This is a genomic window from Nannocystis exedens, assembly GCF_002343915.1.
Lineage (GTDB): Bacteria > Myxococcota_A > Polyangia > Nannocystales > Nannocystaceae > Nannocystis > Nannocystis exedens.
In genome coordinates, this window is the sequence record NZ_NETK01000001.1 from 1972630 (window position 1) to 1996719 (window position 24090).

The following is a 24090-nucleotide window of genomic DNA, read 5'->3' on the forward strand; positions in this document are numbered from 1 at the left end:
GTCAATTCGCGCACAGAACAGCGTTCCAGCGCCGGCGCGATCGCCGGGGCGCGCTCACGCCCGCGGCGGTCCGCGCACGCGCGCCGACGATCACGGCCGTGATGATATAGATGCAAGCATGAACAACACTCCGCGCATTCTCGCCCTCCTCGCCCTCCTCGCCCCCGTCGCCTGCGACGTCGACGACGAAACCGCGAACCGCGTCGGCGAGGGCGTCGTGGGCGTCGGCCTCGATTCCACCGACCTGCAGGACTACGACCTCGACGAGCTGACCGACGCGGCCGATCCCTCGTTCGCCTGCAGCGACGCCGGCTGGGATCCGGCCTGGGCCGCGCTTGAGGACCAGGTGCTCACCCTCGTCAATCAGAAGCGCGCGGCCGGGGCCGTGTGCGGCGGCGTCAGCAAGCCGCCCGTCCCGCCGGTCACCGCCCAGGCCCAGCTCCGCTGCGCCGCCCGCAACCATTCGAAGGACATGGGCGTCAACAACTTCTTCAGCCACACCGGCTCGAACGGCTCGACCTTCACCCAGCGGATCACCGCCGCCGGCTACGTGTGGAAGGCCGCCGGCGAGAACATCGCCGCCGGCTATTCGACCGCCGCCCAGGTCGTCAACGGCTGGATGGCCAGCACCGGCCACTGCAACAACATCATGAACGGCAATTACAAGCACCTCGGGATCGGCTATTATTACGGCGGCTCCTCGACCTACAAGCATTACTGGACGCAGGACTTCGGCAAGAACTGACGCGCCCGCGGCGGGCCCGCGCCGGGGCTCCGCTCGTCCGCGCGGCGGGCGGCGGGGCCTCGAATCGCCTCGCTCAGCCGACGTCGAGCTCGATCGTGAAGTTTTGGTCGGCCGCGGTGAGGTACTGGTCGTACCACGGCGAATACGTCCTCACGTGCATCGTCCGGCCGTCGGGCTCGAGCTCGAGCAGACGCAGGTAGCCCTCGCCGCCGAGATCGCGGTGCTGATAATTGGAGAGCATCTGGTGGACCACCCGGCCGTGGTCGTCGACGCTGGCGAGGTAGCCGGTGCCGTCGCCGAGCACGTGGCCGCTCAGCGTGAAGACGAAGCGGTGCTGCCGGACCAGCTTCTGCCACAGCTCCTCGCCGTCGTTGACCCCGCCCGGGGTCCCGTACAGGTGCGGGTTGTAGGTTTGCGGGTGCGCGTCGTCGGTGTGGTCGTAGCGCCGGTCGTTGTGGTTGAGGTACGCGTGGGTGACGAGGATGCCCAGGCGATCGGCGTACAGCGACATCACGTCGTTGGCCCACGCCACGACCTCGTCGCGCGGGCCCCACTCGAGCAGCAACGCGACGAACGCGTGCCCGCCGGCGTCGAACAGGTGAAACGTGTTGTCGAGCTTGCCCGCCTCGAACGCGCCGCCGAAGCTCGGCATCAGCGCGGCGTCGTCGAACGAGAACCACTGGTTGAGCAGGGTCTCGCGCGTCGAGGCGTCGCCGGACGGGCCGTAGTCGTGGTTGCCCGTCACGATCCCGTACGGCACGACCCCGTCGAGCTCCGCCATCGCCGCGCTGGCCCGCTTCCACTCCGACTCCTTGTTGTATTGGACGAGGTCGCCGAGGTGAAACACGTAGGCGATGTTGCGATCGATCGCGTTGCGGGCGATCCACTTCGTCTGGGCCGAGAACACCCCGGGGAACCGCAGCGAGTAGTACTGCGTGTCCGGCAGGACCACGAAGGTCGTCGAGCCCTCGACGAACAGCGGCAGCGACGGCCCCGGCTCCGGCCCGGGCTCCGGCTCCGGCGGCTCGGGCTCGACGGGCGGCGCCTGCAGCTCGCACCCCTGGGCCTCGCCGACGAGCTCGGGCGACCAGGCCTCGCCGCGCTGCAGCCCGCCGCAGCCGCCGTGCCGCGGGTCGTCGGCGTCTCCGCCCTCGTCCGCCTCGTCGCCCGCCATCGCCGTCGGCGCGGCGGGGAAGTCCTGCAGCGCGTCCTGACAGGCGGCGATCGACCATGCGACGGTGACGAGGCCGAGGTACCGGCGACGAGCTGCATCCATGCACCGATCCTACCGGCGCCGCCACCCGTCACGACGCGCCCGCGCGGCCGCTCGCGGCCCTTCGCGCCGCGTCCTCGCTGTCCGAAACGACAGGTTACTGTCACGATAGGTTGCGGCGGAACGCGACCTGCAGCGCCGAGCGACGCACGCGCGAGGCCACGAATGTCCTCATCGAGCCGCGCCCTCGTCGTCGCCGCGGCGTCGACCGCCTCGGTGACCGGTCTCTGACCGCGACGACAGACGCGCGACGGCCGGCGCAGACTGTCTGCACCCGGCTTCGACGGGAATTGCCTCGCCGCGGAGATCTGCGGCGCACGCGAAATTCGGCGGCGCCGAAGTCGCAACGACGCGGACCGCCCGCGTCAGCTTGTCGTGACGGCCGGACCCGGCGGGCCCGGCGGAGCCGGCGGAGCCGGCCAGCGCGGCGGGCTCGGAGGACCCCCCGCAAGCGAAGGGCCCCCCGAAACGCCCTCCTCCGGCGGCACCACGTAGATCGTGCGGCTCGGGAGCGCGAACTCGTAGCCGAGCTCGCGCATCTCGCGGATCAGCTCGAACAGCAATTGCTGGTGGAGCTCGGCGTAAAACCCGTAATCCGGGCTCAGCACCCAGTACACGACCTCGTACTCGAGCGCCGACTCGCCGAGGTTGACCAGCGTCGCCCGCTCGAAACGGACCTTCTCGCGCCGCTCGACCGCCGCGCGCAGCAGCCCCGGCAGCCGCTCGAGCAGCTCCTGCGGCGTCGTGTAGACGACGCCGATGCGCAGCACGACCCGTCGCTCCTGCATGCGGGTGTAGTTCTGGATCCGGCTCGACAGCAGGTCGTTGTTCGACAGCACCACCTCCTCGCCGCCGAGGCTGGCCAGGATCGTGCTCCGCATGCCGATCCGCCGCACCGTGCCCGACTGCTGGCCGACCGAGATGAAGTCGCCGGGCGCGAACGGCTTGTCGACGATGATCGAGACCGACGCGAGGATGTCGCCGAGGACTTTTTGCACGGCCAGCGCGACCGCCACGCCGCCGATGCCGAGGCCGGCCACCAGCGCGGTGATGTCGATGCCGAACGCCGACAGCACCACCAGCACCACGATCGACCACACCACCACGAGGCCGGCCAGGCGCAGCAGCGCCTGGGCGATCGGCGTGACCTGCGGCGACGCGCCCTCCGCGTGCACGTGCCGGGCGAAGCGCCGGTCGACGAGGTAGCGGACCGCCGTGCTGGCCCAGATCCCGCCCTGGATCATCCCGCCGACGATCAGCGCCGTGTGGACCCGGTGGTCCCACCGCTCCGGCAGGTCGAGCATCAACGTCGCCAGCCGCAGCCCGAGCAGCGCGAAGAACCACCCGCGCGTGCGCTCGATCAGGTCGGCGATCGCGTCGTCGACGTCCGACTCCGTCCGCACCGCGTGCTTGCGCATCCGTCGGCACGCCGTGCGACGCAACAGCATCAGCGTCGGCGTCAACGCCACCAGGATCACCGACGCCGCCAACCACTGCAGGCCCGTGATCCCGAGCCAGGTCCGCTCCAAGAGCGATTCGAGGGCCTCGACCATTGCGCCGGCGAGCATAACCGACTTCGCTGCGGGCGCCACGCCGCGGCCTGCACGTGGCCGATCGCGTGACATGACTCGCAGAACATGCCCCGAAGAGCATGCCCCAAGAGACATCGCCACTGGCGCGCGCGCCGGCTCCGTGTACGGGCGAGCGCATCCGTCTCGGCCGTCGCCGGCCGCCGGCGCGAGGTGCGGCGAACCCGCGCCCCCCGCTGCGGAGCCCCCGCGAGCCGCGTGGCGCGGGTCTACGGCGTTTCCGCGACCGGCGCGGGGGAGCCGGCGGCGCTCACGTATCCTTGTCCTTGCCGTGATTCCGGGGACAGAGCTGGCCGACCTGCTCGACGACGGCTTGTTGGTCGTCTCGCACCGGGGCGAGGTGCGAGCCGCCAACCCGGCGGCCGAGCGCGTGCTCGGGACGGAGCGGGCCGCGTTGATCGGGCGCGACCTGGCGTCGCTGCTGCCGGGGACCCCCGAGGGCTTGTTGCTCGACGCGTGCGTCGGCAGCCGCGAGCTCAGCCTGCGCGCGACCACCCCGCACGGCTTCGGCGTGGCCGTCCGCGTCGTCCCGCGCGTCGCCGACGCCTGGGTGTTCCTGCGCGGCGAGGTCGAGCCGACCCCCGCACCGCTCGCCGACCCCGTGGTGCGCACGATCCTCGACCACGCCCCGGTGGTGCTGTTCGCCGTCGACGCCGACGCGATCATCACCCTGAGCGAGGGCCACGGCCTCAGCCTGCTCGGCCGCCGGCCCGGGGACACCGTCGGCCGCTCGGTCTTCGAGGTCTACCGCGAGGTGCCGTGGATCCTCGACAGCATGCGCAAGGCCCTCACCGGCCAGCCGGTCACGATCGTCGGCGAGCTGCGCGGGCGCGTGTTCGACGTCCACTACTCGCCGGTCCGCGGCAGCGCGGGCGAGGTCACCGGCGTGCTCGGGGTCGCCCTCGACGTCACCGAGCGCGAGCGGGCGATGGAGAAGCTGGCGTCGAAGCAGGCCGTGCTCAAGTACCTGCTCGCCAACGTCCCCCAGGCGATCTTCTGGAAGGACCGCCAGCGGCGGTTCCTCGGCTGCAACCAGAAGTTCCTCGAGCACACCGGGCTCGACAACGAGGAGCAGCTGCTCGGCAAGACCGACCACGACATCTGGGACAGCCGCGAGGAGGCCGACTTCTTCCGCATGATGGACGAGCGGGTGATGTCCACCGGCGTGCCGATCCTCGACATCGAGGAGCCGCTGCGCCTCCGGGACGGCCGCCAGACCTTCATCCTCACCAGCAAGGTCCCGATCCGCGACGACGCCGGCGAGGTCACCGGGCTCCTCGGGATCTACGTCGACATCACCGAGCGCAAGCGCATCGAGCTCGAGAGCCAGCGCGCCAAGGAGGCCGCCGACGCCGCCCTGCGGGCCAAGAGCGAGTTCCTCACGGTGATGAGCCACGAGCTGCGGACCCCGCTCACCCTGATCCTCGGCCCGCTCGAGGCGCTGCTCGCCGACCCGGCCGAGCCGCTCAGCGACGGCGCCCGCGCCTCGCTGATCCGCATGTGGCGCAACGCCTCGCGCCTCGGCCGCCTGGTCGACGACATCCTCGACTATCAAAAGCTCGAGGCCGGCAAGATGAAGGTCGTGTGGGAGCCGGTCGACGTCCACGACCTCGTCGAGGGCATCGTCCTCGACGCCGAGCCGGCCGCCCACAGCGCCGGCGTCACCCTGCACCGCGAGCTCGCCGGCGACGTGCGGACTGTCCCGCTCGACCGCCGCATGTTCGAGAAGATCGTCCTCAACCTCCTCGGCAACGCCCTCAAGTTCACCCCCGCCGGCGGCACCGTCACCGTCGCGCTGGCGGGCCACGGCGACGCCCGCCTGCGCCTGTCGGTCCGCGACACCGGGCCCGGCATCCCGCCCGAGGAGCACGAGCGGGTGTTCCAGCGCTTCCAGCAGCTCGACAGCTCGATCAGCCGCAAGCACGAGGGCACCGGCCTCGGGCTCGCCATCGTCCGCGAGTTCGCCGAGGCGATGGGCGGCGACGTGACCCTGTGCAGCGAGCTCGGGGCCGGCGCCTGCTTCGCCGTCGAGCTGCCGATCGACGCCGACCGCCTGGCCCAACTCGGCCCGCCGACCGAGCGGCCGACGCGTCCGCCGCCACCCGTCGCGCCCGCCGTCGCTGCTCCCGCCGACGCGTCGTCGTCCGCCCCGGGCCGCCCGCGCATCATCGTCGCCGAGGACAACGCCGACATGCGGGCCTATATCGCCTCGGTCCTGCGCCCCGACCACGACATCGTCCTCACCGCCAACGGCGCCGAGGCGCTGGCCGCGGCCCGCGAGCGCCGCCCGGACGTCATCGTCTCCGACATCATGATGCCGGAGATGGACGGCTACGAGCTCGTCACCCGCCTCAAGCGCACCCCCGACCTGCGCGACATCCCGGTGGTCGTCCTCAGCGCCAAGGCCAGCCGCGAGGAGACCGTCCGCGGCCTCGAGGTCGGCGCCGACGACTACCTGCCCAAGCCGTTCGCCCCCGCCGAGCTGCGCGCCCGGGTCGGCGCGGCCCTCCGGCTGCACCGCGTCCACCTCGAGGTCGTCGCCCAGAAGCACGAGCTCGAGCAGACCCTACGCATCCTCAAGGAGACCCAGGACCAGCTGGTGCAGTCGAGCAAGATGGCGGCCGTGGGCACCCTCGTGGCGGGCCTCTCGCACGAGCTCAACAACCCGGTCGCCATCATCCGCATGAGCGCCCAGATGCTCCTGCGCCGGGGTTCACGCGACCCGTTCGTCCGCCGCACGCTCGAGCGGATCGAACGCCACTCGCAGCGCTGCGCCGGCCTGGTCGAGGCGCTGCTGGCCTACAGCCGCCGCCGCCCGCAGGTCGCCGAGCGCTGCGAGCTCGGCCAGGTGCTGACGTGGCTCCTGGAGCTCGTCCGCCCGGAGGCCGCCGAGCGCGGGATCCGTCTCGTCGCCGACTTCGTCCCCGAGAAGCTGCCCGCCCTCGTCGTCCACCGCCCCGCGCTCGAGTCCGCGCTGCTGAATGTCATCGGCAACGCCGCCGACGCCACCAGCCGAGGTGGTATCATCGAGGTCCACGCGCGCGCCGCCGCCGGCGACGACGACGTCGACGGCGCGGAGCTCCTCATCCGCGACAGCGGCGTCGGCATCGCCCCCCAGGCCCTCCCCCACGTGTTCGAACCGTTCTACACCACCAAAGCCCCGGGCAAGGGCACCGGCCTCGGCCTGCCGATGACGCAGAAGTTCGTCCAGGCCCACGGCGGCACGATCCACGTCGACAGCGAGCTCGGGCGCGGCACCACCGTCCGCATGTGGCTCCCGCTGGTCCCGCCCGAGCCGCCGAACCCGGCCGAGCCGCCGCAGCTGGCCCCGGAGGCCCCATGACCGCCGTCGACGCCGCCGGCGGAGCGACCGACGCCTGCGCGCTCCCGCGGGTGCTGGTGGTCGACGACGAGCGCGACATGCTCGAGATCCTGCAAGACTTCTTCGAGAGCGAGGGCTACACGGTGCAGGTCGCCGACAGCGGCGAGCGGGCGATCGAGCTGTGCCGCCACGGCAGCTTCGACGTCGCCATCACCGACATGCGCATGCCCGGCATCGACGGTTTGCACACCCTGATAAGCCTGCGCCAGCTCGACCCCCGCCTGCCGGTCATCGTCGTCACCGGCTACGCCTCCGACGACACCGAGCAGCGCTGCCGCAACGCCGGCGCCTTCGACTGCATCCAAAAGCCGGTCGACCTCGACACGCTCCTCCGCCTCGTCGGCGCCGCCGTCCAGACCCGCGACTGATCGAGCGGCCCACGGCTCCCGGAGAGGCTCACGATCCGTCCCGACCTGCCTGTCGGTAAAATGGCGGACCTTCGCGCGAACGACTATCGTCGCCCGCGTGAGCGGCACCGACCTCGCCTACGCGCTCGTGCTCGTGTCGGGCGCGCTGCATGCCACGGTCAACGCGATCCTCAAGGCCGGCAGCGACAAGCTGGTCGGCCGCGCCCTCATCGACGCCGCCAGCGCCGCGTTCGTCCTGCCCGCGCTCGCGTTCGTCCCCCTGCCGGCGGGCGCCTGGACCTGGCTCTCCGCCTCGCTGGCGATCCACCTCGTCTACCTCTACGCCCTCGTGCGCGCCTACGAGGTCAGCGACTTCTCGGCCGCCTATCCGGTGGCCCGCGGGGCCGCCCCGCTGCTCACCGCCGTGGTCGTCCTCGGCGTGTTCCACGAGCCTGCGCGGCCGCTCGAGCGGGTCGGCATCGTCGCCATCGGCGCCGGCATGCTCGCCATGGGCCTCGGCCGCCACCTCAGCCGCGCCGCGCTCGGCTGGTCGCTTCTGACCGGCGTGTGCATCGCCGGCTACACCGTCGTCGACGCCTGGGGCGTGCGCGCGGCCCCGTCGGGCCCGAGCTACATCGCCTGGCTGTTCGTCCTCCACGGCACCGTCATCAGCGCCGTGTTCGCCGCCATCCGCGGCCGCGGCGTCCTCGCGGTCGCCCGCGAGCAGTGGCGCCCCGGCGTCGTCGCCGGCGCGCTCAGCATCGGCACCTACGGCCTCGCCCTCGCCGCCTACCGCCTCGGCCCCACCGCCCCGCTCGCCGCCCTGCGCGAGACCAGCATCCTCGTCGCCACCGTCATCGCCGTCGTCTGGCTCAAAGAGCAGGTCACTCCCCTGCGCGCCGCCGCGGCCGCGGCGATCGCCCTCGGCGCGGCGCTGATCCTGCTCGCGTGACGGGACATGTCCTGAAGGGCATGCCCGAACCGACATGCTCTCGCGAACATGCCCGTTGAGGCATGGTTCTTCGGCCATCTCCCGAGATCTCCGGGCCTCGTGCATCCACGGCCGCTCGACGGCCGACCGCCAGCTCGCCGGCGCGCCCGCTGGCGCCGCGCAGGAGGGCGAGCGGTACCGAGGCTCACCCCTCGTAGCGCTCGCGCGTCGGCTGGCCCTCGACCAACTTGAAAAATGCCACCGACGGGTCGTCCGGGCCCTGGTAGTGCTTCGCCAGCGCGCCTTGCAGGGCGGCGAGGTCGCGCCAGCGCTCGAGCATCACCAGCACGTCGGGGTCGGCGTGGCCGACGAACAGCTCGTACTGCTCGCACCCGTCCTCGCCGCGGACCTTGTCGATGATCGGGCCGAACCCGTCGATGAACGCCTGCGCTGCGCCCCGCTGGACGCGAAACGTGATGACTTGCCGGATCGCCATGGCGCGGTGCCTCCTGAGGCCGCGAACACACCACGAAACGGCCCCCGTCGCCCACGTGCGCGATCGCGCGCGGGCGCGAGGGTCCGCACGAATCCGCGGCGAACCGCCGCGCAGGGCGCCGATGCGCCGCCGGATCAAGCTCGCCGTCGTCGCCGCAGCAGCGGCACCAGCACCAGCCACGCGAGCGGCCCGGTCCCGCGGCTCGACGCGCACGCGCAGCCGCTCTCGGCCGTGTCGGTCCCGGCCGTCGCCGCCTCCTCGGCCGTGGACCCGCTCGTCGCCTCGTCGCCGCTGCTCGTCCCTTGCGTCTCTCCCGCGCCGGTCAGCGGCTCGCCGCCGGAGCTCGTGCTCGTCGGCTCCTCGCTCCCGCGGCTCCCGTCGCTCGCGCTCTCGTCCCCCCTGCTGCTGCTCGTCTCCTCCGCCGCGTCGTCGTCGGGTACGTCCCGGAAGCCGTCGTCGTTCACGGGCGGCGGGTCCATCGCGCCGGTCGAGGACGTGAAGCTCCAGCCCGCAGGCGCCTCGCGTGGATCGTCTGCACGCCCGGATCCACCGTCACCACGTAGACCTCGTCGGCCAGCACGCGCTCGCCGTCGAGCTCGCCGCACGAAATTACCGCGCCCGCGATCGGGAGCTCGAGAGCGGCGATCCGAGCGAGCCTTGCGCCGCCCATGACATCTCGGACATGTTCGCGCCGGGTCCGTGCCGCGCCCGGCTCGCGCGTGTATCGTCCGCGCGGCATGGACCTCGCGCACTACGTCCGTGATCTCAGCATCATCCTCGGCACGGCGGCGGCGACGGGGCTGATCTCGCAGTCGCTGCGCCAGCCGCCGGTGCTCGGCTACTTGATCGCCGGGATGCTCATCGGCCCGCACGTGCCGGGGATCGTGCTCGGCGGGCCCGACAGCCTCGACATGACCAGGAACCTGTCGGAGTTCGGGGTCATCCTGCTGATGTTCAGCGTCGGCCTCGAGTTCAGCCTGCGGAAGATCGCCCGGATCGGCCCCGGCGCCGGCCTCACCGCCGTGTTCGAGATCGGGCTGATGATGACGCTCGGCTTCCTCGTCAGCGCGCTGATGGGCCGGGGCGCGCTCGAGAGCCTGTTCCTCGCCGCGTGCGTCTGCAGCTCGTCGACCATGATCGCGGCCAAGGCCTTCGAGGAGCGGAAGCTGCGCGGCAGCTTCGTCGACCTGACCTTTGCGATCCTCGTGTTCGACGACATGACCACCATCATGGTGTTCGCGGTGCTGACCGCGATCGCCTCGGGCGCGGGCCTCGGGCCCGGCGAGTTCGCGCTGTCGGTCGGCCAGCTGTTCGGCTTCCTGCTCGCGCTGCTCGCCGGCGGCCTGTTCGTCGTCCCGCGCGCGCTGCGGGCGGTGGTCCGGCGCGAGCGCGACGAGCTGACGCTGCTCGCCGCGCTCGCGGCCTGCTTCGGCATGGCCGCGCTCGCGGCCCTGGCCGGCTATTCGGTCGCGCTGGGGGCCTTCATCGCCGGGATCCTCGTCTCCGAGTCGGGCGAGGGCAAGCGGATCGAGCCGCTGGTGCTGCCGGTGCGCAACATCTTCGCCGCGCTCTTCTTCGTCGCCATCGGCATGCAGATCGATCCGCTGCAGATCCTCGCCAACTGGCCGCTCGTGCTGATCTTCACCGCCGTCGTGCTGGTCGGCAAGGTCCTCGGCGTGTCGGTCGGCGCCTTCCTGACCGGCAACGGCTTCAAGGCCTCGGTGCGCGCCGGCATGAGCTGCGCGCACAACGGCGAGTTCTCGTTCATCATGGCCTCGTTCGCCATCTCCAGGGGGATCCTCGGCGACTTCGTGTTCCCGGTGGCCGTCGGCGTGTCGGTGCTGACGCAGCTGACGGCGCCGATGATGATCGGCCGCTCGGAGTCGGTGGCGCTCGCGCTCGAGCAGCGGCTGCCGGCCAAGCTGCAGACGTTCATCACCTTCTATCAGTCGTGGATCGAGCAGCTCCGCTCCACGCCCCGCACGACCTCGGTGTGGTCGCAGGTCCGCGGCGACGTGGTGGTGCTGGCGATCGACGCCGCGCTGCTGTGGGCCGTGCTGGCCGGCTCCAACCTGGTCCACTGGTGGGTCGTCACCGAGCTCACCGAGCGCTTCACCCTGCCGCCGTGGCTGGTCGAGCTCTCGTGGCTCGGCGGCACGCTGCTGCTCGCGGCGATCTTCCTGCTCGGCGTGTTGCGGCGCGCGGCGGCGCTGGCTCACCGGCTGGCCGAGATGGTGATGCCGGTCCGCGGCGGCAAGCTCGACCTCGGCCTCGCGCCGCGCCGCCTGTTCGTGGTCGTGCTCGAGCTGGCGCTGTGCCTGGTCGTCGGTCTGCCGCTGGTCGGCATGGTCCAGCCGTTCTTGCCGCTGAGCTCGGCGCCGCTGGTGCTGCTGGTGGTGGTCGTCGCGCTGGTGATCGGCGTGTGGCGCAACATCAACCACCTGCACGGGCACGTCCGCGCCGGCACCGAGCTCATCGTCGAGGTGCTGGCCAAACAGAGCCGCGAAGACGGCGGCGAGGCGACGGTCCAGGCCTCGCTCGCCGACGTCCAGGCGCTGCTGCCGGGCTTCCCCGACATGACGCCGGTGCGCCTGCACGACCGAAGCGCCGCCGTCGGCCTGACGCTGGCGCAGATCGATCTCCGCGTGCGCACCGGCGCGACCGTGCTCGCCCTCAGCCGCGCCGGCGCCGGCGCCGAGGCTCCGTCCCCGCACGAGCGCTTGCAGCCGGGCGACATCCTCACGCTGACCGGCTCGGAAGCGGCGATCACCGCCGCCAGGGCGCTGCTCCACGAGGGCCTCGCGGCCGACCCGGCGCGGCTCGAATCGCAAAACGTCTGATTCGCCGACCCGGCGCCGCGTCCCGCGCAAATCCACCGGCATCACGCGTGATCGAACGCGGCATTCACCCCCCTATCGACCGGCAGGTGGAATTACCCACGATCGGCCCATGCGCAAGCATCGGAGGGCACGAGTTCAAGCCGGCATCTTCGCGGCGTGGCTCGCGGCGTGCGGCGACGCCGGCGGCGGGGAGACCGGCGCCGGCACCACGAGCGGCGACGCCTCGACGAGCGGCGGCACCACCAGCGCGACCACCAGCGCGACGACGGCCGACGACACCGACGGGACCACCTCGGCCGCCACGACCACCTCGACGCCGACGACCGGCGCCCCGCCCGACAACCCGTTCGACGATCCCCCGCAGTGCTCGAGCCGCCAATACTGGGAGGAGGAGGAGGACGAGGGCGATCCGCGGATGAACCCCGGCGAGGCCTGCATCACCTGCCACTTCAGCCAGAACGACGCCCCGGACTTCGCCATCGCCGGGACCGTGTACCCGACCGCGCACGAGCCCGACGACTGCTTCAGCGCCGCGCCGGCGACCGACGCCGAGGTCGTGATCACCGACGCGATGAACCAGGTCTTCGTGCTGCCGGTCAACCCGGCCGGCAACTTCTTCCTCGAGGAGGAAGAGGCCACGCCGGTGTTTCCCTTCGCCGCCAAGGTCGTCCTCGGCGACGAGGAGCGCGCGATGGCCACGCCGCAGTCCGTGGGCGACTGCAACAGCTGCCACACGCAGGCCGGCGCGAACGGGGCGCCCGGGCGGATCCTCGTGCCCTGAACGCTCGCAGCTTCCTGCCCCTCGGGACAGGTCAGCGCCTCGCCCGCGCGAACACCAGCGCGGCCATCGGCAGCGCCAGCCAGAAGCCGGACGCGGGGATCGCCAGGCCGCCGAGTAGCGCCAGCGCGAGCAGCCACCCGCCGAACTCGCGCGGCAGCGGCCGCTCGCGCTCGAGCCGGGCCAGCGCCCGCCCGCCGATCATCATCAAGACGCCGGCGACGAGGAACCAGAACACGACCTCGCGGTCGCGGCTGACCTCGACCGCGCCGACGTAGCCGTCGCGCACGATCTCCAGCGCGATCCCGCCGCCGACCGTCAGCCCGAAGGCCTGGTGGACGACCCCGGTCCAGAACAGCAGCGTCCCCGCCCCGACTCCATACGCCCGCGTATGCTCCATACGCTTGCGTATGTTCCATACGCTGGCGTATTGTCAAGCCGTGCAGGAGGGCGCGACCCGGGGCCGTCGTCTCGTGACCCGCGAGGACTGGGCCGACGCCGCGCTCGCCGCGGTGGGCGAGCGCGGGCTCGCCGGGGTGGCCGTCGAGCCGCTCGCGCGCGCGCTCGGGGTCACCAAGGGCAGCTTCTACTGGCACTTCAAGGACCGGCGCGAGCTGGTCGCGGCCGCGCTCGCCCGCTGGGAGGAGCTGGCGGTCGACGCCCCGATCGCCGCCCTCGCGGGCATCGCCGATCCGGCCGAGCGGCTGCGCCGCCTCGTGGCGATCGCCTGGGAGCGGCCGGAGCACCTGCGCGCCGAACAGGCGCTCGCCGCCGCCAGCGAACCGGACGTCGCCCGCGCGGTGGCCCGCGTGACCGCCCGCCGGCTCGAGTTCCTCGTGCAGGCGTACCGCGAGCTCGGCGAGCCCCCGGCGCGCGCGCGCCAGTGGGCCGCCACCGCGATGGCGACCTACCTCGGCACCGGCCTCCTGCTGCGCGCCGCCCCCGAGGTCGCCCCGACCGACGCGGCCTTCCGCGCGCTGGTGCGGCACTTCGCCGCCACCCTGCTGCCCGGCCCCCGCTGACGCACGGCTTCGGCGCCGCACTTCACCAGAATGGTCGCAGCTCCGGCTCCCGGCCGGCGGCGTCGCGGCGGCCTGGAAACGCGATGCAAGGCGGCGCGAGGCCAGGCGCTCCGCTCGAACGATGAGGATCGCGGAGACCTCGCGTTCCGTGGACTGGCCGGCGCGAGGTGGTCACTCCTCCGCGCGGACGACCTCGACGGCGATCTTGCCGCGCAGGATCTTTCTGCACCTGCGGTGCGACATCCGCCCGGGCTGCCTGTCATGTCCACAGGAGGACGCTCGCCCGCGCGTGAGGCCCGGGCGGCCGTCGTCCGCGACCCGTCGCGCTCGCGCGACGACCTCCGAGGCTTTCTCATGCCCAGCATCGCAGCGCACCACCCCCCTCCCCGCACCCCGCGAACGGTCTCCCGCTCCGCCCTCATCCTCGGCGCCCTGTGTCTCCCGGCCTGCGTCGAGGGCGACGAGCTCGAGGACCTCGACGAGCTCGCCGTCGACGCGCTCGACCTCGCCGAGGACGACGAGGAGACCGTCGAGGAAGCAGCGCCGGCCTCGCCGCTCGTCGGCCCCGACGATCTCCAGGTGAGCGACGATCCGTCGCTCTACTGCATCCCGCAGACGTGGAACACCTGCGGCCCGAGCCACGCATACAACTGCTGCCCGCCCGACGCGCCCTTCGGCGCGACCTGTTATTGGAGGTCGTGCCAGCAGCACCTCCTCGACGAGAACTGCGTGGTCCACTCGACGGGCTACACCGACTACTCCGGGTGCGCCACCGGCTGATTCGATCGCTCGCCGCGACCATTCGCTTCTCTTGTCTGAACGATCGCGCAGGAGTGAGCTCCGCGGTACGCCTCGGCGGCGGCCTTGCCGAGGCGTCACGAGCGCGTGGAGCTCGCTCCGGACGAAGATGTCGGCAGCCACGGTCACGGCGAGTCGCCGGACTCCGACGAGGGCGAGGGGTCGGCGTCCTGGCCGTGGACGAGCGCTCGCCTGCGGACGACCGCGGCCACATCGGGCCGGTGCTGCCGGGAAGGCGCGGGATCCGTCAGCCCGGGCACGGGATGGCGCGGTTCGCCCGGCCGGCGCGCCGCATCGAGCGGCGAGTCCGGCGGCGGCCGGTCCCCCGTTTCGACGGCCGTCCGGCGGTCGACGGGATCGCCAGGGCCGCCAGCCCATCCCGCCGTGGGCTGCGCGCGAAGGTGCCGAAAGCGCTGCTCCCCGGGCCGCGCCGCTGCTCCGCGACGGCCTCCGCTGTGGCGTCGGTCACTGCCGCGGCGAGGGCGAGGAACCCAGAGAGAGGCGCGAGAACAGCCATGCGAATCATCCAAATTGTCTGTGTCGCTGCCACTACCTTCACGCTCGGGATCTGCGAGGCCATCGCGGCCCCGACCGATCCCGCTGCCCAGCCGCTCGCGCCGGCCGACGGGCGGACGGCGGACTCGCCCGAAAGCGCCGAGCCCCGCGAGCGACTCGATCCACCGAGCGAAGCGGATGAGGTCCTCCCGCGCTGCGAGCTCGACGGCTGCGAATACGAGCACCAAGGGTGCGTCTGCAGCAACACCGGCTGGAACGGCTACTGCGGCTGGGGCCCCCATCACCCCGGCTGCCTCTATTGCCGCTGCGATTGACGTCGGCCCAGCCGGCGCTCATTCGCCTCGCGCACGAAGGAGCCGCCTGCGCGAGCGGCTCGTGCGAACTCGCCCGCCCCCTGGCGCCGCCGAGATAGACGGCTCGGCTCGCTCGCCGCAGCAATGAAGCCGCCCTCGCGTCGCGCTCGCCTCGATCGGGGCCGCTCGAGGGACGCGATTCGTCCGCCCCCTCCGTAGGGACGCGAGATCGGCCAGCCACGCCGCCCGCCGTGGTAGCCTCCGCCGACCATGAGCCCCGTCTCGCCGATCATCGACGCCTGGATGCAGCACCCGACCCCGCGGTTCATGGCGGAGCCGTGGCTGGACTCGCTGAGGCGCTGGACCGGCAACGACTTCGCCGGTCCGTGGCCGCTCGACGCGACGCTGGCCGCCATGGACGAGGGCCGCGTGGCGGTCGGTTTGATCAGCGCCTGGGTGGGCCCGATGGGCGCCCTGGTGACCAACGACGAGGTCGCGGCGTGGGTGGCCCAGGCGCAGGGCCGCCTCGTCGGCATCGGCTCCGTCGACATCACCCGGCCGATGGAGGCGGTGCGCGAGCTCCGGCGCTGCGTCAAGCAGCTCGGCTTCCGCGGTGTACGCCTGCTGCCGTGGCTGTGGGAGCTGCCGCCGACGCACCCGCGGTTTTATCCCGTGTACGCCGAGTGCTGCGAGCTCGGCGTGCCGTTCTGCACGCAGGTCGGCCACACCGGCCCGCTCAAGCCGTCGGAGTTCGGCCGACCGATCCCCTACATCGATCAGGTCGCCCTCGACTTCCCCGAGCTCGTGATCGTCGGCGGACACATCGGCTACCCGTGGACCGAGGAGATGATCGCCGTGTGCACCAAGCACCGCAATGTCTATATCGACACCTCCGCGTACACCGTGAAGCGCTACCCTCCCGCGCTGGTCCAATACCTCGCCGCGCACGGCCGCAAGAAGGTGCTGTTCGGCAGCAACTGGCCGATGATCGCCCCGAAACACGCGCTCGCCGGCCTCGAGACGCTCGGCCTCGACGACGAGGCGCGCGCGCTGTTCCTCGCCGGCAACGCGCGACGCGTGTTCGAGCTCGCGTGAGCGCCCCGGCGGCGCGCGGAGGCGGGCCTCATCCCGTGGCGCTGGCCCGCGTGGCGGACAGATGCTCCTTAGGACATATCCTCGAAGACATGTCCATGACCTCTACGGGCGGCGCCTCGCCGCCGCGGGCAGCGGCTCCGTCGAGTTCGCAGCCACGGTCGTGCAGCCCTCGCCGGAGAACGCGATCACGAACCCATCGCTGCCGCGCGCCCTGCTGCCGACGCGACCGTCGTCCGACACGCGGCCGAGGCACAGCGCGGCGTCGACGGTGACGGGGCGGAGCTCGCCGGCCGCCAGGCGCAGGCGCGGCGCGTCGGCCGGCGGCACCTCGAGCTCGCACGGCGACATCGCCACCTCGATGTCTCCGTCACACTGATTGTGCAGCTCGACGCCGATCTGCTCGCCGATCAGCTCGTCGGCGATCGACGCGGCCGAGCGGTCGCACTCGCGCTCGCGGCACAGTCGCAAGCCGCCCGCATCGCGCACCAGCGCCAGCCCGGTCTCGCCGCTGGGCAGCCCGACCTGCCGGCCGTGCGCGAACACGGCGCGCACCACCCCGTCTCGCCGCGCACGCAAGCGCAGCCGGACCACCCGCCGCTCGCCCGGCTCCAGCGCGATCGACCACGAGCCCGGCCCCTCGATCCGCGTCAGCCCCTCGAGCTCGACCCAGCCGATCCCGCCGTCCAACGCAATTGCCTCGTCGCCCGTGTGCACGAGCGCCACGACCACCTCGTCGCCCTGCAGCAGATACCGCATTCTCGACTGCCACATCCCCAGCCCGTTCGACGACGATCCGCCGGGCCCGGCGATCCACGCCTCGCCCACTCGCTCGTCGAAGTCGTCCTTCGCGTGAGAGCCGCCCCCGGCGGGATCGGCCTCCCGCGCCGGCACTCCCTGGACCCACGCCACCGGCGGCCCGCCCACCCGGCCCGCCTCGACGATTCGCGCCTCGTCTCCGCTCCCCGCGTTCGCCGCCGCGCAGCCGCGCAGTGCCCACATTCCCCCGGCGCTCGCCGTCAGCAATCCGAGCAGCGCCAGCGGAGTCGCCAGCGCCGCGCTGCCCCGCGTCGACGGCTCGCCGAACAGCGGCAGCCACAGCCACACGCGCCGCCGTTCGCCGCGCCGCCGCGCCATCGTCCGCTCGAAGCTGTCCTTTGCGACACGTAGCCGTGCATACACCGTGCTGAGGTTGACCCCGAGCTCGGCCGCGATCTCGGTCCCCCGCAGCCCCTCGAGCTCCGACAGCACGAACACCGCCCAGCGGTCCGGATCGAGCTCGCGCAAGAAGCTCTGCAGATCGGCCAGCGCCTCCTGCCGCGACGTCCAGCTCTCGGGGTCGAGCCCCGGCGCCGCCAGCTCCGCCTCCTCGAGCGCCCCCGGCGCCCGCAGGGCCCGCTCGCGGTGGCGCCGGGCGATCTTGCGCGCCACGCCCGCCATCCACTGTCGCAGCGAGAACCGCCGGTCGTAGGCCCCGATCCGCCGCACCAGCACCTCGAACACGTCCTGGACCGCGTCGTCGAGCCCCGCCTCCGGCACGCCGAGGCCGCGCAGGCGCCCCCGCAGGTACGCCTCGTGGCGCGCGCAGGCTTCGTTCAGGAGGTCGATCGGGCGGCTCGGCGGGGTCGCGGTCATGCAGGCTCCTCGCTCCCCTCCTTGCACGCAGCCCGCCCGGATCGTAACGCGAAATGCAAGCCATGACCGCGCGATTTCGCGCGCAAGCCGCGATGACCAGGACGTCCCGGACGCATCGCTCGGGCACGCCGCCAATCCCCACACTCGCGCATCCTCTCGTCGACCGGCCCTCGCGCGAATGGCAATCCCCGCTGCGGCCAATCACCACACCCGCCCGGGGCCTCGCCGGCCGGCCCTCGAATGGCGTTCCTGCCGCGGCGAATCACCGCACCCGCCCGCGAATCGTCGATATCTTCCGAGAAGAAGAGCGAGTTCGTGGCGGTCTCGAACGGCGGCGCCGGCCCCGGCGCGTGGAAGTTCGGGAGCGCACCGTGAACCCGCCGGGCTCCGCCGCGGTTGCGCGCGGGCCGGTCCCGGCGCTACACCGACATGAGTGGAGCGCGGGGTGAAGCGGGGCGACACGTCGAGGACCTCGCCCGGTGGCGAGGCGGTCGACGACCTCGGGCCAGGGCCCCGACCCCGCGCGAGCGACTCACCGCCATTCGAGCCGGGCTGGGCGACGCCCAGCACGCTGGAGCACCCCCTGGGGCCGCGACCCGACCCCGAACTCGGCGGCCCGCACCTCCGGGAGCTCATCCTCTCGTCCCTGTTCGCGGGCGCAGCCAGCCGGCCCCAGATCGGTCGCTTCACGCTCCTGCGGCTGCTGGGAGAGGGCGGTATGGGCGTCGTCTATACCGCCTACGACGAGGACCTCGATCGCAGGGTGGCGATCAAGCTGCTGCGCGCCGATGCGGCCTCGCGGCCGGACATGTTCCGCGCCCGCATGCTGCGCGAGGCGAGGCTGATGGCCCAGCTGTCGCACGCCAACGTGGTCACGGTCCACGAGGTCGGCGAGCACGAGGGGCGCGTCTTCATCGCCATGGAGTTCGTGCGCGGGGAGCCGCTCGACGCTTGGATCGCGGCGCATCGCGGACGCGAGGGAGAGAGCGACTGGCGCGGGGTGGTCGCGCTGTTCGCCCAGGCAGGCGCCGGTCTGGTCGCGGCCCACCGCGCCGGGCTGGTACACCGCGACTTCAAGCCGCAGAACGTGATGGTCCGCAGCGATGGCGTGGTCAAGGTCCTGGACTTCGGCCTCGCCTGCGCGACCCCGCAGGACGGTCTATCTCTGGTGGCTGCGGATGGGAGCGACCGTTCGGCGCTGGCCCGCGAAGCGGTGACCCAGACCGGGGCCGTGATGGGCACGCCGGCGTACATGGCCCCGGAGCAGCACCTCGGGCTGGCGGCGGACGAGCGCAGCGACCAGTTCAGCTTTTGCGTCGCGCTGTACGAGGCGCTCTACGGGCAGCATCCGTTCGGTGGGTCGACCCTCGCGGCGCTCCGGGCGGCGGTGCTCGCCGGACGGATCCGCGACGCGCCCCCGGGGTCGCCCGTTCCGCTGCGGATCCGTCGCCTGCTCGCCCGCGGGCTGGCGGCTCGGCCGGATGAGCGTCATCCCTCGCTCGCGGAGCTGCTGGCGGCGCTCGTGGACGACCCGGTCGCCGTCCGACGCCGCTGGCTGGCGGTCGGCGGGCTCGTACTGGCGGCGTCGACCGGGAGCTACGTCCTGGCGAGCCGCGGCGCGGAGACCGAGCAGCCGTGCGCCGCGGTCGCCGGCGAGCTCGCAGAGGTGTGGAACCAGGAGCGCCGAATCGCCGTCGCGGCGGCTGTTGAGGCGACCGGGCTGCCCTTCGCCGAGGCCACGTGGCAGCGCGTCGCCCCAGCGATTGACGCGTACGCCCGCGATTGGACGGCCATGCGCGCCGAGTCCTGCCTCGCGCACGTCGAAGCGCTCGAGTCCGATCGCCACTACGACCTGCGGACCGCGTGCCTGGTCCGCCGACGCGCCGCGCTCGACACCCTGGTCTCGGCGCTCGCGCTGGCGAAGCCCGGCGACGTCGAGAACATGGCGCAGGCGGTGTCCGCCCTGCCGCCGCTCGCCCCCTGCAGCGACACCGAGGCGCTGGCCGCCGCGCTGCCGCCCCCGGAGGACCCGTCGGTCGCTCGCGCGGTCGAGGCGCACCGGGCCGCCCTGGCGCAGGCCGACGCTTACGAGGCGCTCGGGCGCCACGAGGAGGCGCGAGCCCTTGTCGCGCCGGTCCTCGATTCGCCGGAGGTGAAGGCTTACATGCCGCTGGAGGCCGAGGCGTGGTTGTCCCTGGGCACCGTCGAGCTGACGGCGCTGCGCTACGGGGCCGCGGTGGAGGCGCTGACGCAGGCGCTGGAGACCTCGCTGCGCGCCGGCCACCTGATGGTCGCGGCGGAGGCGTTCGCCCGCAGGATCTTCGTGCAGGGCCAGACCGGCAAGGCACAGGAGGCGATCCAGGACGTGCCGCTGGCGCGGGCGCTGGTCGAGTGGTCGAGAGACGAACAGCTCCGCTGGCTGCTGCTCAACAACACCGGCATGACCTACTACGCCCTCGGCCAGTTCGCGGAGGCGCAGGAACACACCCTCGCGGCGCTGGAAACGAAGGAGAGGATCGGCGACCTCGACTTCGAGTACGCGGTGACGCTCGGCAACCTGGGGGTGGTGGCCCTGGGGCGCGGCGATCTCCGGGCGGCGCGGGAGTACCTCGTCCGCGCTCTCGAGAGCGACGAGGGGGCGCTCGGAACCAACCACCCCAGGGTCGCGCTGTCCAGATTGGGCCTCGCCGTGGTCGAATTGTACGGCGGCCGCCACGACGCAGCCCTGGGCGGCATGCGAGCGGCGGTCGCGGCTCTGGTGCGCGTCCACGGCCCGTCGTCCGAGGTGCTGCTGAACTGTTACTTGCAGCTCGCGGACCTGAGCAACCGGCGCGGGGCTTACGCGGAGACCCTGGAATACACCGACCAGGCGGCCGCGATCAGGGCGACGCACGACCTCGAGGGGGACCCGATCCTGGTGAATCTGTTCATCCATCGCGCGGTGGCCCTCGAGGGGCTGGGCCGTCACGAGGAGGCCATGGCGGAGCTCGCGGCCGGCCTGGCCGTCGTCGAAGCGGGGCCCGGCCCGGCGGGCGCTGCCGCGTGGATCCACGACGCCGCCGGGCGAATCTCGCTCCAGCGGGGCGAAGCCGAGGCGGCGCTCGGCGCACTCCGACGCGCGAGGGCGGTCCACGAGAGCTCGCCGGGCACGGCGCCGTACGTCCTGGCGGTCGAGGACATCCGGATCGGCACGGCCTTGCGCGCGGCGGGCGACCTCGACGCGGCCCTCGACCTGGCCTCGCGCGGGCTGGCGCGGCTGCTCGACACCCCGCAGCGGCATTACGTCGAGATGCTCGCCGAGCTCCGGCTCGGGGTCGGCGACATCCTGCTCGACGCGGGGCGCCTCGACGAGGCGCGGGAGCAGTACGAGACGGCCCGCCGTGAGCTCGCGGCGACAGCCGAGCCGCACAATCCCTGGCTGGCGCGGCTCGAGTTCGCCACGGCGCGAGCGCTGCGGAAGGGGTCCGCGGCCGAACGTTCGCGCGCGGAAGCGCTTGCGTATGGTGCCCTCGGCAGCCTGCGCCGATTCACGCCCGGCTTCGAACCCGAGGCAGAGGCCATCGAACGCTTCCTCCGCGAGGAATTCGGAAATTCGTCCGGGCGGCCGAATTGAAACCGCCGGGCCGTCGATAAGTAGAGGCACAGGCCGCGCGGAGAGCAGCGCCTCCGAGCGCGGACATACTGAAGGAGACCTCAATAATGCTTGCCGTCGACAGGTTGCTCTTCGTCGCTTCGCTCTCGCTCATCGCCGCTTGCGATCCGGAAGGTCTCGCCGCGGCGCCGGAGGAGCCGATCCAGCACCGTTGTGCACCGAGTTGTCCGCCACCGTCCGGTAACACCAAGTGGATGGGCAGCCTCCATCCCATCTCGCCGCTCGACACCCTGGGGAACGAATACAGGGGCATCACCGTGGACAAACTGGTGGTATCCAACGGCCAGACCGCCCTCGGGTTCGGGGCCTTCGAAGGCAACCTCTGGGCCGACGTCATGGGCCCCAACGGCCCCACCCGGATCTCCGGCTTCGCCCTCGACGACGCCGTGTTCACGCTCACCATCGACGGCGAACAGAAGTACCTCTCCATCAACACGGTGGCAGCGCCGCCCGGCACGGACTCCCACTGGCTCTACAGGTTGCTGTGGGACGACGACGGTCCCGGTCCGCTGACCCACGGGGACGCGTGCGAAGAGTACGAAGGCAGCGTCATGGCAGTCGTCCATGACGGCCTCGATATCGACCCCGTGACCGGCGACGTGGTGGCGCGCCCGGACACGCTGTACTTCGCGTGCCTGCGCGGCGCCGCCGGGAAGGGCGTCCTCGAAGACCGCGGCTTCGGCTTCCGGCCCTTCGAGCTCGGGCTCACCCGATTCGAGCTCGCCCTGCGCTTCATCCTGGCCGACTACTGCTCCGACGGCAGGTCGTGGACCGAGGATGGCATGGACATCTACTACGAGGACAAGTGGAACATCGGCGCAGGCGGCGGCGCGGCCACCGAGGGGGTTTGGGGCCCGAACGGCCCCTTGTGCCTCGGCTCGCAGCTGCGCCTGCACAAGTACGCCGAGATCGCTTGCCCGACCACGGTAAAACCGCCTCTGTGCGGCACCGCCGCGCAGACGACGGCCCTTTACGAAAATCTGGGCCTGATCTGGTCCCGCAATCCTTAGGCCCTGCACCCAGGCCGTTCGACCGACGGTCGCTCGGCGCGACGCCGTGGAGCGACGCCGCTCGCCTCGCCGGCGGAGCGAGCCCGAGCGCCTGGTCGCAGGCGGACTCGAGCCGCCGCCGCTCCCCCCTGTTCTCCCCGCGTCCGCGCTGCGGCGCCATCCTCCGGGAAGGCGCCGCCGCGCGGACAGCCCGATGATCGAGCCACGACAAGCAATGGATATAGACAGGACGCCATGTCCTTGGAAAGTGATGGATGACATGAAGAATCGTTCTCTGTGCATTTCGCTCGCTGCCGCCACCCTCACCACCGTCGCGCCGGGCCTCGAGTCCGAAGCCGACGCGGCGTATCTGCGCAACCGGATCCCCGCCTCCGCCTGCAGCCCCGAGTCGCCCGACGACGACGCCGTACTCCAGCTGTCCAACGGCTCGTGGATCTTCACGGGCACGGAGACGGGCACCGCGACCTTGTGGTGCCCGGTGGCGACCGACCAAGAGTATTCGGCCCTCGATCCCTACAGCATCACCAATCTACGCCTGTGGTACCGCGATCCGGACGGGACGGCCACGGGCTCGAATGTGACGGCGCAGCTGTACTACCGCACGGAGGGCTCGAACAACCTCGGGACGATGACCGCCGGCATCAATTCCAACACGAGCAACGTCACAGGCAGCAACAGGCTCGGGGCGGACGTGACCACCAACACCAGCACCGACGCGCTGTTCTTCGCCAGGGTGACGATCTCGCGCAATTCGTCGACGGCGAGCGTCGCGTTCCATGGCCTCGATCTCCCGCCCAACGATCCTTGAACCTCGCCCGCCACGGCGGGGCTCGGCTCGTGCCCGTGCCGCTGGCCTCGCGCTCGCGGCCAGCAGCCGCGGCGGAGCGCGCTCGCGGGGTCCACGGCTCATCCCGCGCTGGTCGCCGCGGGATGCGTGACCCCGATTCTGGCGGACCCCTTCGCGGGCGAGCACCACGCGGGGTGGCCCTGCGGGCCGGTGCTCGGGGATACACACCGACAGGCACGAGCTCAGGCAAACGCCGGCGATTTCGGGCCTGTCGCTCCGCTGCCGGAGCGGGTCCGGGGGCGCGATCGCAAGTCGTCGAGATGCGGGCCGCGAGCCCTCACGCCGAGCGCAGCGCCTCGCGGACCCGGCGGGCCCATCCGTCGAGGTCCGTGAGCGTGCTGTGGAGCTCCTCGGGAGATTCGGCGAGGCGTGTGAGCGCCTGCTCCAAGAGGTGCCGGGCGCGCCGCAGACGCGTGCGCACCGTGCCCTCCGGCATGCCGAGGATGTCGGCGACTTCGCGGGCCGTGAGCTCCTCCCAGTAGTACAGCTCGACGAGCAGCTGGCTCTCGAGCGGCAGCTGCCGCAGGGCTTGAAACAGCAGCCGGGTCTGGTGCTCACGGGCGAGGATGCTGCTCGGCCCCGGCTGTAGGTCTGCGACCGAGCGCTCGCTGAAGTCGAAGCGCGCGGCGGTCTGATAGGCCGCGCGGAAGTGGTCATAGAGCACGTGGCGGGCGATGCCCAGCACGTACGCACGGACGTTGCAGTCCTTCGCAATCCGCGGGACGGACTCGACTAGCTTGACCAGCGTCTGCTGGATCAGGTCCGGCGCGCGAGCCCGATCCTTGGTGGCGAAGAAGCGAACGACCGCCTCGTAGTGGCGTTCCACGAGGGTCCTTCCCGCCCG

Annotated in this window: 21 protein-coding genes; 13 read left to right on the forward strand and 8 right to left on the reverse strand. The window is 72.2% G+C overall.

What is annotated here, in order from left to right:
• Nucleotides 1–118: 118 nt before the first annotated feature.
• Nucleotides 119–745, forward strand: coding sequence for a CAP domain-containing protein (locus NAEX_RS07735; RefSeq protein WP_100793200.1), 627 nt, complete (start codon nucleotides 119–121; stop codon nucleotides 743–745).
• 73 nt (nucleotides 746–818) lie between these two features.
• Here NAEX_RS07735 and NAEX_RS07740 read toward each other — a convergent pair whose 3' ends face one another.
• Together NAEX_RS07740 and NAEX_RS07745 are read right to left on the reverse strand one after the other, a co-directional pair.
• On the reverse strand, nucleotides 819–2021 hold the full coding sequence (locus NAEX_RS07740) for a metallophosphoesterase (protein ID WP_096326873.1): 1203 nt from the start codon (nucleotides 2019–2021) through the stop codon (nucleotides 819–821).
• 362 nt (nucleotides 2022–2383) lie between these two features.
• A complete protein-coding gene (locus NAEX_RS07745) occupies nucleotides 2384–3571 on the reverse strand; it encodes a mechanosensitive ion channel family protein (protein ID WP_170135540.1) in 1188 nt (395 codons plus the stop codon).
• Nucleotides 3572–3878: 307 nt separating this feature from the next.
• On the opposite strand from NAEX_RS07745, the gene NAEX_RS07750 reads away from it, so the two are divergent.
• The 3 genes from NAEX_RS07750 (at nucleotide 3879) to NAEX_RS07760 (ending at nucleotide 8288) form a co-directional block, all read left to right on the forward strand.
• Entirely contained in the window at nucleotides 3879–6950 is a 3072-nt protein-coding gene (locus NAEX_RS07750; RefSeq protein WP_100793202.1) for an ATP-binding protein, read from the forward strand.
• On the forward strand, nucleotides 6947–7357 hold the full coding sequence (locus tag NAEX_RS07755) for a response regulator (RefSeq protein ID WP_096326875.1): 411 nt from the start codon (nucleotides 6947–6949) through the stop codon (nucleotides 7355–7357). Before NAEX_RS07750 ends, NAEX_RS07755 begins: the two co-directional genes overlap by 4 nt.
• A gap of 97 nt (nucleotides 7358–7454) precedes the next feature.
• Nucleotides 7455–8288: an EamA family transporter gene (locus NAEX_RS07760; RefSeq protein ID WP_211302367.1), complete on the forward strand. Its 834-nt coding sequence runs from the start codon at nucleotides 7455–7457 to the stop codon at nucleotides 8286–8288.
• Nucleotides 8289–8472: 184 nt separating this feature from the next.
• Here the strand turns inward: NAEX_RS07760 and NAEX_RS07765 are convergent, their stop codons facing one another.
• The 3 genes from NAEX_RS07765 to NAEX_RS07775 form a co-directional block, all read right to left on the reverse strand.
• Nucleotides 8473–8763, reverse strand: coding sequence for a putative quinol monooxygenase (locus NAEX_RS07765; protein WP_096326877.1), 291 nt, complete (start codon nucleotides 8761–8763; stop codon nucleotides 8473–8475).
• A gap of 134 nt (nucleotides 8764–8897) precedes the next feature.
• A complete protein-coding gene (locus NAEX_RS07770) occupies nucleotides 8898–9227 on the reverse strand; it encodes a hypothetical protein (protein WP_143825533.1) in 330 nt (109 codons plus the stop codon).
• Nucleotides 9224–9433, reverse strand: coding sequence for a hypothetical protein (locus tag NAEX_RS07775; protein WP_096326879.1), 210 nt, complete (start codon nucleotides 9431–9433; stop codon nucleotides 9224–9226). The genes NAEX_RS07770 and NAEX_RS07775 overlap by 4 nt, the downstream gene beginning before the upstream one ends.
• Before the next feature lie 67 nt (nucleotides 9434–9500).
• On the opposite strand from NAEX_RS07775, the gene NAEX_RS07780 reads away from it, so the two are divergent.
• On the forward strand, nucleotides 9501–11603 hold the full coding sequence (locus NAEX_RS07780) for a cation:proton antiporter (protein WP_170135541.1): 2103 nt from the start codon (nucleotides 9501–9503) through the stop codon (nucleotides 11601–11603).
• A 109-nt stretch (nucleotides 11604–11712) separates the two neighbouring features.
• Nucleotides 11713–12384 carry a hypothetical protein gene (locus NAEX_RS49805; protein WP_096326881.1) on the forward strand — a complete coding sequence of 224 codons (672 nt, stop codon included), beginning with the start codon at nucleotides 11713–11715 and terminating at the stop codon, nucleotides 12382–12384.
• A gap of 31 nt (nucleotides 12385–12415) precedes the next feature.
• On the opposite strand, the gene NAEX_RS07790 is transcribed toward NAEX_RS49805, so the two are convergent.
• Entirely contained in the window at nucleotides 12416–12781 is a 366-nt protein-coding gene (locus NAEX_RS07790; RefSeq protein ID WP_096326882.1) for a DUF6463 family protein, read from the reverse strand.
• Between the two features lie 10 nt (nucleotides 12782–12791).
• Here NAEX_RS07790 and NAEX_RS07795 point away from each other — a divergent pair, with 10 nt between their 5' ends.
• The 4 genes from NAEX_RS07795 (at nucleotide 12792) to NAEX_RS07815 (ending at nucleotide 16105) form a co-directional block, all read left to right on the forward strand.
• The gene (locus NAEX_RS07795; protein WP_096326883.1) at nucleotides 12792–13403 is read left to right on the forward strand and encodes a TetR/AcrR family transcriptional regulator; all 612 of its coding nucleotides are present in this window, start codon (nucleotides 12792–12794) and stop codon (nucleotides 13401–13403) included.
• A gap of 354 nt (nucleotides 13404–13757) precedes the next feature.
• Entirely contained in the window at nucleotides 13758–14183 is a 426-nt protein-coding gene (locus tag NAEX_RS07800; protein ID WP_096326884.1) for a hypothetical protein, read from the forward strand.
• A gap of 533 nt (nucleotides 14184–14716) precedes the next feature.
• The gene (locus tag NAEX_RS07810; protein WP_096326886.1) at nucleotides 14717–15031 is read left to right on the forward strand and encodes a hypothetical protein; all 315 of its coding nucleotides are present in this window, start codon (nucleotides 14717–14719) and stop codon (nucleotides 15029–15031) included.
• A gap of 249 nt (nucleotides 15032–15280) precedes the next feature.
• Complete coding sequence (locus NAEX_RS07815) at nucleotides 15281–16105, forward strand: amidohydrolase family protein (RefSeq protein WP_211302369.1); 825 nt, start codon at nucleotides 15281–15283, stop codon at nucleotides 16103–16105.
• Nucleotides 16106–16207: 102 nt separating this feature from the next.
• Here the strand turns inward: NAEX_RS07815 and NAEX_RS07820 are convergent, their stop codons facing one another.
• Nucleotides 16208–17737, reverse strand: a complete 1530-nt coding sequence (locus tag NAEX_RS07820) for an RNA polymerase sigma factor (protein WP_096326887.1) — start codon at nucleotides 17735–17737, stop codon at nucleotides 16208–16210.
• Nucleotides 17738–18182: 445 nt separating this feature from the next.
• On the opposite strand from NAEX_RS07820, the gene NAEX_RS07825 reads away from it, so the two are divergent.
• From NAEX_RS07825 to NAEX_RS07835, 3 genes are all read left to right on the forward strand, one after another.
• A complete protein-coding gene (locus NAEX_RS07825) occupies nucleotides 18183–21350 on the forward strand; it encodes a protein kinase domain-containing protein (RefSeq protein WP_275937632.1) in 3168 nt (1055 codons plus the stop codon).
• Nucleotides 21351–21436: 86 nt separating this feature from the next.
• Nucleotides 21437–22399, forward strand: coding sequence for an ADYC domain-containing protein (locus NAEX_RS07830; RefSeq protein ID WP_143825537.1), 963 nt, complete (start codon nucleotides 21437–21439; stop codon nucleotides 22397–22399).
• Nucleotides 22400–22658: 259 nt separating this feature from the next.
• Nucleotides 22659–23207 carry a hypothetical protein gene (locus NAEX_RS07835; RefSeq protein ID WP_096326890.1) on the forward strand — a complete coding sequence of 183 codons (549 nt, stop codon included), beginning with the start codon at nucleotides 22659–22661 and terminating at the stop codon, nucleotides 23205–23207.
• 316 nt (nucleotides 23208–23523) lie between these two features.
• On the opposite strand, the gene NAEX_RS07840 is transcribed toward NAEX_RS07835, so the two are convergent.
• Entirely contained in the window at nucleotides 23524–24072 is a 549-nt protein-coding gene (locus NAEX_RS07840; protein WP_170135542.1) for an RNA polymerase sigma factor, read from the reverse strand.
• Nucleotides 24073–24090: the final 18 nt, after the last annotated feature.

Coding starts and splice junctions, on each gene's coding strand:
- NAEX_RS07775 (WP_096326879.1), bottom strand. CDS start 9,433: ATGGGCGGCGCAAGGCTCGCTCGGATCGCCGCTCTCGAGCTCCCGATC.
- NAEX_RS07780 (WP_170135541.1), top strand. CDS start 9,501: ATGGACCTCGCGCACTACGTCCGTGATCTCAGCATCATCCTCGGCACG.
- NAEX_RS07765 (WP_096326877.1), bottom strand. CDS start 8,763: ATGGCGATCCGGCAAGTCATCACGTTTCGCGTCCAGCGGGGCGCAGCG.
- NAEX_RS07820 (WP_096326887.1), bottom strand. CDS start 17,737: ATGACCGCGACCCCGCCGAGCCGCCCGATCGACCTCCTGAACGAAGCC.
- NAEX_RS07830 (WP_143825537.1), top strand. CDS start 21,437: ATGCTTGCCGTCGACAGGTTGCTCTTCGTCGCTTCGCTCTCGCTCATC.
- NAEX_RS07790 (WP_096326882.1), bottom strand. CDS start 12,781: ATGGAGCATACGCGGGCGTATGGAGTCGGGGCGGGGACGCTGCTGTTC.
- NAEX_RS49805 (WP_096326881.1), top strand. CDS start 11,713: ATGCGCAAGCATCGGAGGGCACGAGTTCAAGCCGGCATCTTCGCGGCG.
- NAEX_RS07755 (WP_096326875.1), top strand. CDS start 6,947: ATGACCGCCGTCGACGCCGCCGGCGGAGCGACCGACGCCTGCGCGCTC.
- NAEX_RS07740 (WP_096326873.1), bottom strand. CDS start 2,021: ATGGATGCAGCTCGTCGCCGGTACCTCGGCCTCGTCACCGTCGCATGG.
- NAEX_RS07815 (WP_211302369.1), top strand. CDS start 15,281: ATGAGCCCCGTCTCGCCGATCATCGACGCCTGGATGCAGCACCCGACC.
- NAEX_RS07810 (WP_096326886.1), top strand. CDS start 14,717: ATGCGAATCATCCAAATTGTCTGTGTCGCTGCCACTACCTTCACGCTC.
- NAEX_RS07795 (WP_096326883.1), top strand. CDS start 12,792: ATGTTCCATACGCTGGCGTATTGTCAAGCCGTGCAGGAGGGCGCGACC.
- NAEX_RS07745 (WP_170135540.1), bottom strand. CDS start 3,571: ATGGTCGAGGCCCTCGAATCGCTCTTGGAGCGGACCTGGCTCGGGATC.
- NAEX_RS07800 (WP_096326884.1), top strand. CDS start 13,758: ATGCCCAGCATCGCAGCGCACCACCCCCCTCCCCGCACCCCGCGAACG.
- NAEX_RS07835 (WP_096326890.1), top strand. CDS start 22,659: ATGAAGAATCGTTCTCTGTGCATTTCGCTCGCTGCCGCCACCCTCACC.
- NAEX_RS07735 (WP_100793200.1), top strand. CDS start 119: ATGAACAACACTCCGCGCATTCTCGCCCTCCTCGCCCTCCTCGCCCCC.